2 protein-coding genes and 1 pseudogene are annotated in these 6441 nt (G+C 66.6%); 2 read left to right on the top strand and 1 reads right to left on the bottom strand.

The features are described 5' to 3' along the window. The first annotated feature begins 24 nt into the window (after positions 1-24). The gene (locus tag ACZ7GZ_RS41760; RefSeq protein WP_471032912.1) at positions 25-1191 is read left to right on the top strand and encodes an IS110 family RNA-guided transposase; all 1167 of its coding nucleotides are present in this window, start codon (positions 25-27) and stop codon (positions 1189-1191) included. A 1010-nt stretch (positions 1192-2201) separates the two neighbouring features. Here ACZ7GZ_RS41760 and ACZ7GZ_RS41765 read toward each other — a convergent pair. Then, positions 2202-2690 carry an Ig-like domain repeat protein gene (locus ACZ7GZ_RS41765; protein ID WP_471032914.1) on the bottom strand — a complete coding sequence of 163 codons (489 nt, stop codon included), beginning with the start codon at positions 2688-2690 and terminating at the stop codon, positions 2202-2204. Positions 2691-6317: 3627 nt separating this feature from the next. Here ACZ7GZ_RS41765 and ACZ7GZ_RS41770 point away from each other — a divergent pair. Next, a pseudogene (locus tag ACZ7GZ_RS41770) lies at positions 6318-6441 on the top strand (IS701 family transposase); the annotation flags it as partial.

Below are 6441 nucleotides of genomic sequence, written 5' to 3' on the forward strand. Positions count from 1 at the left end.
CGACGTCCGAGGAGAGTGCCGCCGATGATGCTGATCGGCATCGACCCGCACAAGTCGACCCACACGGCCACCGCTGTCGATCCCGAGACCAATCGTGATCACGGCTCGATCCGCATCGATGCGACGCTTGAGGAATACCAGCGCATGCTGGACTGGGCACGCCAGTGGCCCGATCGGCGCTGGGCCATAGAGAACGCCCGGGGGCTGGGACACCACATGACCTCATGGCTGCTCGCCCGGGGAGAAAAGGTCGTTGACGTCCCGCCCAGCGCGACCGCACGGGTTCGACAGCTCTCACGCGGCGCGGGCCGCAAGAACGACCGCATCGACGCGGCGGCTGCGGCGTGCGTCGCCGCTCTCCAGGGCGACGCACGGCCAGTGCAGACCGAGGACTCAACAAACGCACTGGCTCTGCTGGACGAGCGCCGCAGCAACCTCGCCCAAGCCAGAGTCCGCGCGGTCAACCAGCTCCACGCGCTGCTGCGCGCTCTTCTGCCTGGAGGGGCACCGCGCGACCTGTCCGCGGTCAAAGCCGAGCAGCTGCTGGAGTCGGTCGTCCCCGTCGGTCCGGCCGAGCTCACCCGCCACACCCTTGCCTCCGACCTGATTGCCGAGGTTCGGACCTGGGACACGAAGCTGAAGGAAAACGCCAAGGCCATGGCCGCGCTGGTTGCAGATTCCGAAAGCCGGCTGACCGACACACCGGGCATCGGGGCCGTGACCGCCGCCCGCCTCCTGGGCCGAACTGGCAACCCCACCCGGTTCCCGACCGCCAGCGCCTTCGCGCAGTACACCGGCACCGCTCCCATCGAGATCGCCAGCGCCGACCGCGCACGCCACCGCCTGTCCCGACGCGGCGACCGCCAGCTCAACGCGGCACTCCACACCGTTGCGATCACGCAGATCCGCATGCCCGGCACCCGAGGCCACGCCTACTACCAGGCCAAGCTTGCAGAAGGAAAGACATCCCGGGAAGCGCAACGCTGCCTCAAACGCCGCCTGGCCAATCACGTCTGGCGCACGATGGTCGCCGATGAACGCCGCCGCGAGCTCACGACGGGCCCGGGAGGACAAACGGGGGCGGCTACAGCATCCAGCGCGGCCGGCCCAACCCCGACGGCCGACTCTTCGGACAAGTCACTTCCCGGACCCACCAGGAACGAGCCTACGCCACCACCTCAACCGGCTTGACAAACACAGAGGCACCGTCCAGGCGACAGCGGGCCGCGTCTGCCGCTTGCCGATCGGTGAGGTTTTCCGGCGTACTGCAGCACCGACACCAAAGCCAGCTGAGCCGGCGACAGCCTTCGCCGCCCGTCAACCGGATACCAGTCGGCGAAGTCGTCGTCCGTGAACAGGCCGTCCAGGCGATCGCGCACCCATATAGCGGCCGTACCCCGCGGATTACTCGCTCGCGCCATCCGCACCGTCAACGGCGGAATCACCCGGCCCGACCACGAACCCATCGCCACCGCGGCCACCCCTTCGACTGCCAAAACCGCCCCGCTCCCATCAACCCAGCACCGCGAGAACATCAACTCACGCACGGCCAGCAGACCTCACCTCACCGAGTGAAGACCACCAACAGCATCCGGAACAGCGGACAGAGCCGAAATCAAAGAGCGTCATCACCCGAGCCTTCCCGGCCTGGCCCGACCCAAGAGGGAGCGTCTGCAGAGCGCTTGGGCCCAGGGCACAGACGAGGAAGTACCTGGCCTCCAAAGACAGCAGGAGGGCCAGAATGCGACGGGATGGGAGGGGTCGGCAGAACCATCAGCGGCGACGGCAGCTGCCGCGTCTGGGTGAAACCGCCGCGCAGCACAGACAACCGGCGAACGAGAGCGCGCTCCGGCCCGGTGAGCAGGCGTGGCTCCAATCGATCGCGGCGGCCAGGCCGAGATGCCGGGCGGGGCCCGTACGGCCGGCATCGCCCAGCAGGACCAGTTGATCGTCCAGCCCGGCCAGGATCGCACCGCCCGGCAAACTCGCCGTACGACGAGCAGCCAACTCGATGGTCGTGGCACCCTCTCCAGGCGACGACAGATCTCCACGATCGTGCCGATGCCGTCCCCGGCCAGCCTAAAAACCGGCGCGCTCGGCGTAGCAGGATCCAAGAAAAGCCGCACCGCATCGGGCGGGTACTGCCCGCGGCGGCGGCACGGGGCTGTGCCCCGAGCCACCGCTGGCCGGCACCCAGGACGCTACAGCTGACCGAGTGTCTGGTCTCGGTTCAACACGTCGGGGGCATCGGCACCGCGTGGATGGCGGGGCGCTGCGTCAGGACTTGCCCCCTCGCCGCAGGAGTGCACTTTTTGGGTGAACGTTTCGGGGTTGTTGCCGTTGCCCTGATAGAGGGTATCGCCGCTGTACGTGGCGGTGATGGTATGGGTGCCGGTGGTCCCGAAGGGGGTGGCCATCACCGCGAGGGCGCAGTGGTTGGCGCCTGCCGACGTGAGTGCTGCCGTGCCAAGAGCGGTGTGAGCGGTGATGTCTTTGAACCTGACCGTGCCGGTGGGCACTGTGGTGCTGCCGACGGGACAGACGAGGTCGGCGAGAACGACCTGTTGACCTTTTGCGGAGGGGTCCGGGTACGAGAGCGCGTATGTGTTGACCGGCTTGCCGGCCGTGTTCCCCGCCGTGTAGGTGATGGTGACGACAGGAGTGCCGCTGGTGTCCGCGACCGCGGTCATCGACGCAGCCTTCGGCGTCACGAACGACGAACCCGCACCCCCGCCCCCGCCTTGGAAAGTCTCGCCGCCTCCGCCACCACCACCGTAGTAGCCCCCACCACCACCGCCGGCGGCGGCGCTAAATGTGGTGGTTCCGCCCTGACCCCCAGTTCCGAGCGTGCCTTGCGTACCCGGGGCGCCCCCTCCCCCGCCCCCGCCGCCGGTGTTGCCAGCGCCGCCACCTCCGCCAGGACCGTTATGGGGAATGTCGTCCCCGTGTCCGGGTCTGCTACCGAAGGAACCACCACCACCACCGCCACCGGCGACGTTTGCTGCGGCCTTCCCGCCAGAACCGCCCCGACCCGGCACCCCGCCTCCGGTGTTCGCACCACTCCCGCCGCTACCGCCGGCGGTGTTGAAGCCTCCACCGTTCCGACCCCGACCGCCGTTCACATCGCCTTGACCGCCGGCTCCGCCGGGTCCGGCTCCTGTCCCCCCACCGCCACTACCGTAGTAGTTGCCACCGCCACCACCACCGGCGGCGACGACGAGGCGAGTGTCATGGGTAGCCAGGGCGACGCTCCGGGGAGCGATGCGTACATCGCTGGCACCACCACCTCCTCCACCGAGGTGGTAGCGACCGTCACCGGTACTGCTCCCGCCTCCGTTGAAGCCACCGGTTCCGGTCTTGCTTCCGTTGCCGCCGACTTCGACGTACAGGGTGCTGCCGGGGGTGACCGGGACGCCGGTCGCGGTCACCCGCGCCCCGTGACCCCCACGCCCGCCGTGGTAGTGGGTGCCGCCTGCGCTGTAGCCGGGTGTACCGCCTCTGCCACCGACTGCGGTTACCGACACGGCGGTGACCCCGGCAGGGACCGTGAACTTCTGCTCAGCGCCGGTGGGGGCGAACTTACAGCTGGTAGTGGTGCCGGTGGTGGTGCAGGCGCCCTGGGCGTAAGCGGTCCCAGACAACGTGAGTGGCGTGATGCCGGCGGCCCACAGCACTCCGGCTGCAACAGCCAGCGCCCGACCACGGCGGCGCGCCGAACCGGCACGATACCCAGGCACACCGGAGACACACTGCCTCACATCAGCTAACGGTACGGAAGTCACAAACCCCTCCTCCTAAAACGGAATGAAAAGTCCATTAAATACCCATTTAATACTCCCGCCGTCCCCTCAGCGCCACCTCTGCTCACCTGAACGCCCCGCCCCTTGCCACCGTCCCGCGCGATTCGTGCTGCTCACCCAGTTGTACGCCGCCGAGGACTCAGCAGTGGTCAACGGCTGCGCCGAGCAGCCTCGGGCACCTGCATGGGATTGCTGGACGACCTCGATGCAGACGTACGTGAGAGGGCACTCGCCTGGCAGCGGCACATCCGCGAGGTCGAGACCGGTCACCCCAACCTGGTGAGGCCGGGCCTCCATCCAGGGGTTGGACCCCCGCAGCGCACAGCCTCGCCGAGCGGGAAACGGCCAAGGCGGCGGAACGGACGGCCCAGGGGCAGCCGGTCAGCGTGGCCACTGTCCTGCGGATGCGTGCCGCTGCCGCGAGCAGGGCGTGTGCGGCCTGCGCGGTGGACGGGCCACCTGAGCGCGATCGCCGTGGGGGCGTGCCGTTGAACGGGGGGTCGACACGAGCAGGACGGTCCTTGAAGCGCAGCGTAAGCGGTCTACCGGCACGCCGAGCCGGTTCGGTCGGCAGGTGAGATGGCTGCTGGAGGAGACCTACCCGACCGGGCGTGGTGACGGTGCTGCCGTCGCACCGGTCATGGTCACCAGGCCGAGATCACCCGCAGTTGGCGTCCAGTGATCCGGGTGAGGTAGGAGCCGTCCGGCAGCAGGGCCGTCCCCTGCGGGGGTGTCTCTATGTCTTTCGTCAAGCGAGTCACGCGACGACCCGTCTCCGCACGCCAAGGGACATAACAGGCAGTCAGCCGCGCACGGCGGCGCCGTCACGCCGCTGAAAAATCGATCATCAACCAGAAAATCCACGGCACTCGCGGGGACGCATGGGCTGTCAAATAGCATTGCCACGCCCCGCATACCCTCCCCCGCTATCCGCGTAGGCTGGCTGGCTCCGTTGCGGCTCACCCCTGGTTCCTGATCACGGGTGAGCCGTCACCAGCGAAACCGCCATGCTGATCGTCTCCTCGCCAATAGTCCTCGATGGACGAGCGGAAGGCTTCAAGCATTCTTGTGGTCAGGCTCGTTCGGGACGCCAGCGCAAAGATGCTGTCCGTGTCGGGCCTGGGGAAGAAGCCGCCGCCTGCCCATCCGGCTCCGGTTCCGGCAGCTGAGATATCTCATGCTCGGTCACCAAATAGAAGACCGGACCACCCCTCGGCCTGGACAGCATTCCGGGTGGTCCGGCCGTGGAAGCCCTGATTCGGGACCCCGGTGCCGAGGGTACCGGGGCGGTTGGCGTGCTCGTAGGCGAGCGCTGCTGCAACCCCGGTTGCCTATTGCCGAATTGGAGTGGGATCGCGACCAAGTCACCGAAAGTCAGCCACGACGGCGGGTGCGCCGAAACCCCTTCTGATCTGCGCAAACACAGGATGAAAAAGGCTCAGTGGCGGAAAACCCGCTGGCCAGCGGCCAGTCCGCCGACCTGCAAAACTGGAGGGCGTGATTATATGCGAAATGGACGGCGTGCGAAAGGTTCCCTTCTGGGACTGCTACTCTGCTGGATGACACACGACAGGTCGAGGATCTCAGTCGATACTGCGGATGATGTGGGATTCCGCAGGATCCTCTTCATAACCTGCAAGGCAGATTATCGGCGCGTTCCTCGGCGGCGTCGGTGTGATGTTCGGAAAAGGGCTGGCTACCGTGACGCACACACTGGATTGACCGTCATCGATAACATCGTCCCGATTCTCACACGAGCTCCTGCGCACTTGTCTTTCCGTCATACTTACCTCCACGCGATGCCAGGTGACCGAAAACTCGCTTTTCAGCTCCGCCCTTACTAGGTGAGGCGGGGAGAACTAACATTCCGCAACGCCCTATCACGGACCCATTGCGGGTTCAGCAATTCACTGGCGCCACTGCTTACCGTCTTCCGCTTGCCTCACCACATAGGAGGGGCTCTTGTTATTTGCAATCACCCGCAGTCAGGCGCTAGCTCCCCAGGGCCGAACAACCTGCTGCCGGAAGGAGACAACGCTGCGCTGAGTCCTCTCCAACTGACACCAGTACACCTGGTTACCCGTTACGCTTACAGGACCGCGCTGGCCTAATACGTGAACGCGTTGAACGCTTCAGACAGCAGACGTCTGGTCAGCACGGACTTACCCTCGCCCGTCGGGCCGACAAGTCGGTGCCTCTGTGTTTGTCAAGCTGGTTGGGGTGTTGGCGTAGGCTCGGGTTCGGCGGGTCCGGGAAGGGACTTGACCGAAGAGTCGGCCGTCGGGGTTGGGCCGGCCGCGCTGGATGCTGTAGTCGCCCCCGGTTGTCCTCCTGGGCCCGTCGTCCGGGTGCGTCGGCGTTCGTCGCCGATCATCGTGCGCCAGACGTGATCAGCGAGGCGGCGCTTCAGGCAGCGCTGTGCTTCTCGGGACGTCTTTTCTTCTGCGAGTTTGGCCTGGTACTAGTAGGACTCCGTTAGGTCTTCTGGTTCGGACTGTTCCTGGGCATGTTGGATGTGTGGATGCACACGAAGTGAAGCGTGTACGGGCCCGGTTGGGGTTATACGTGGCTGATGTGTTCGCCTCGGTGCCGCGCAAGGACCAGCGCGCCAAGGGCGACTGCTACCTGCGGGGACTCATGC

The organism is Streptomyces sp. NPDC037288, assembly GCF_055603265.1.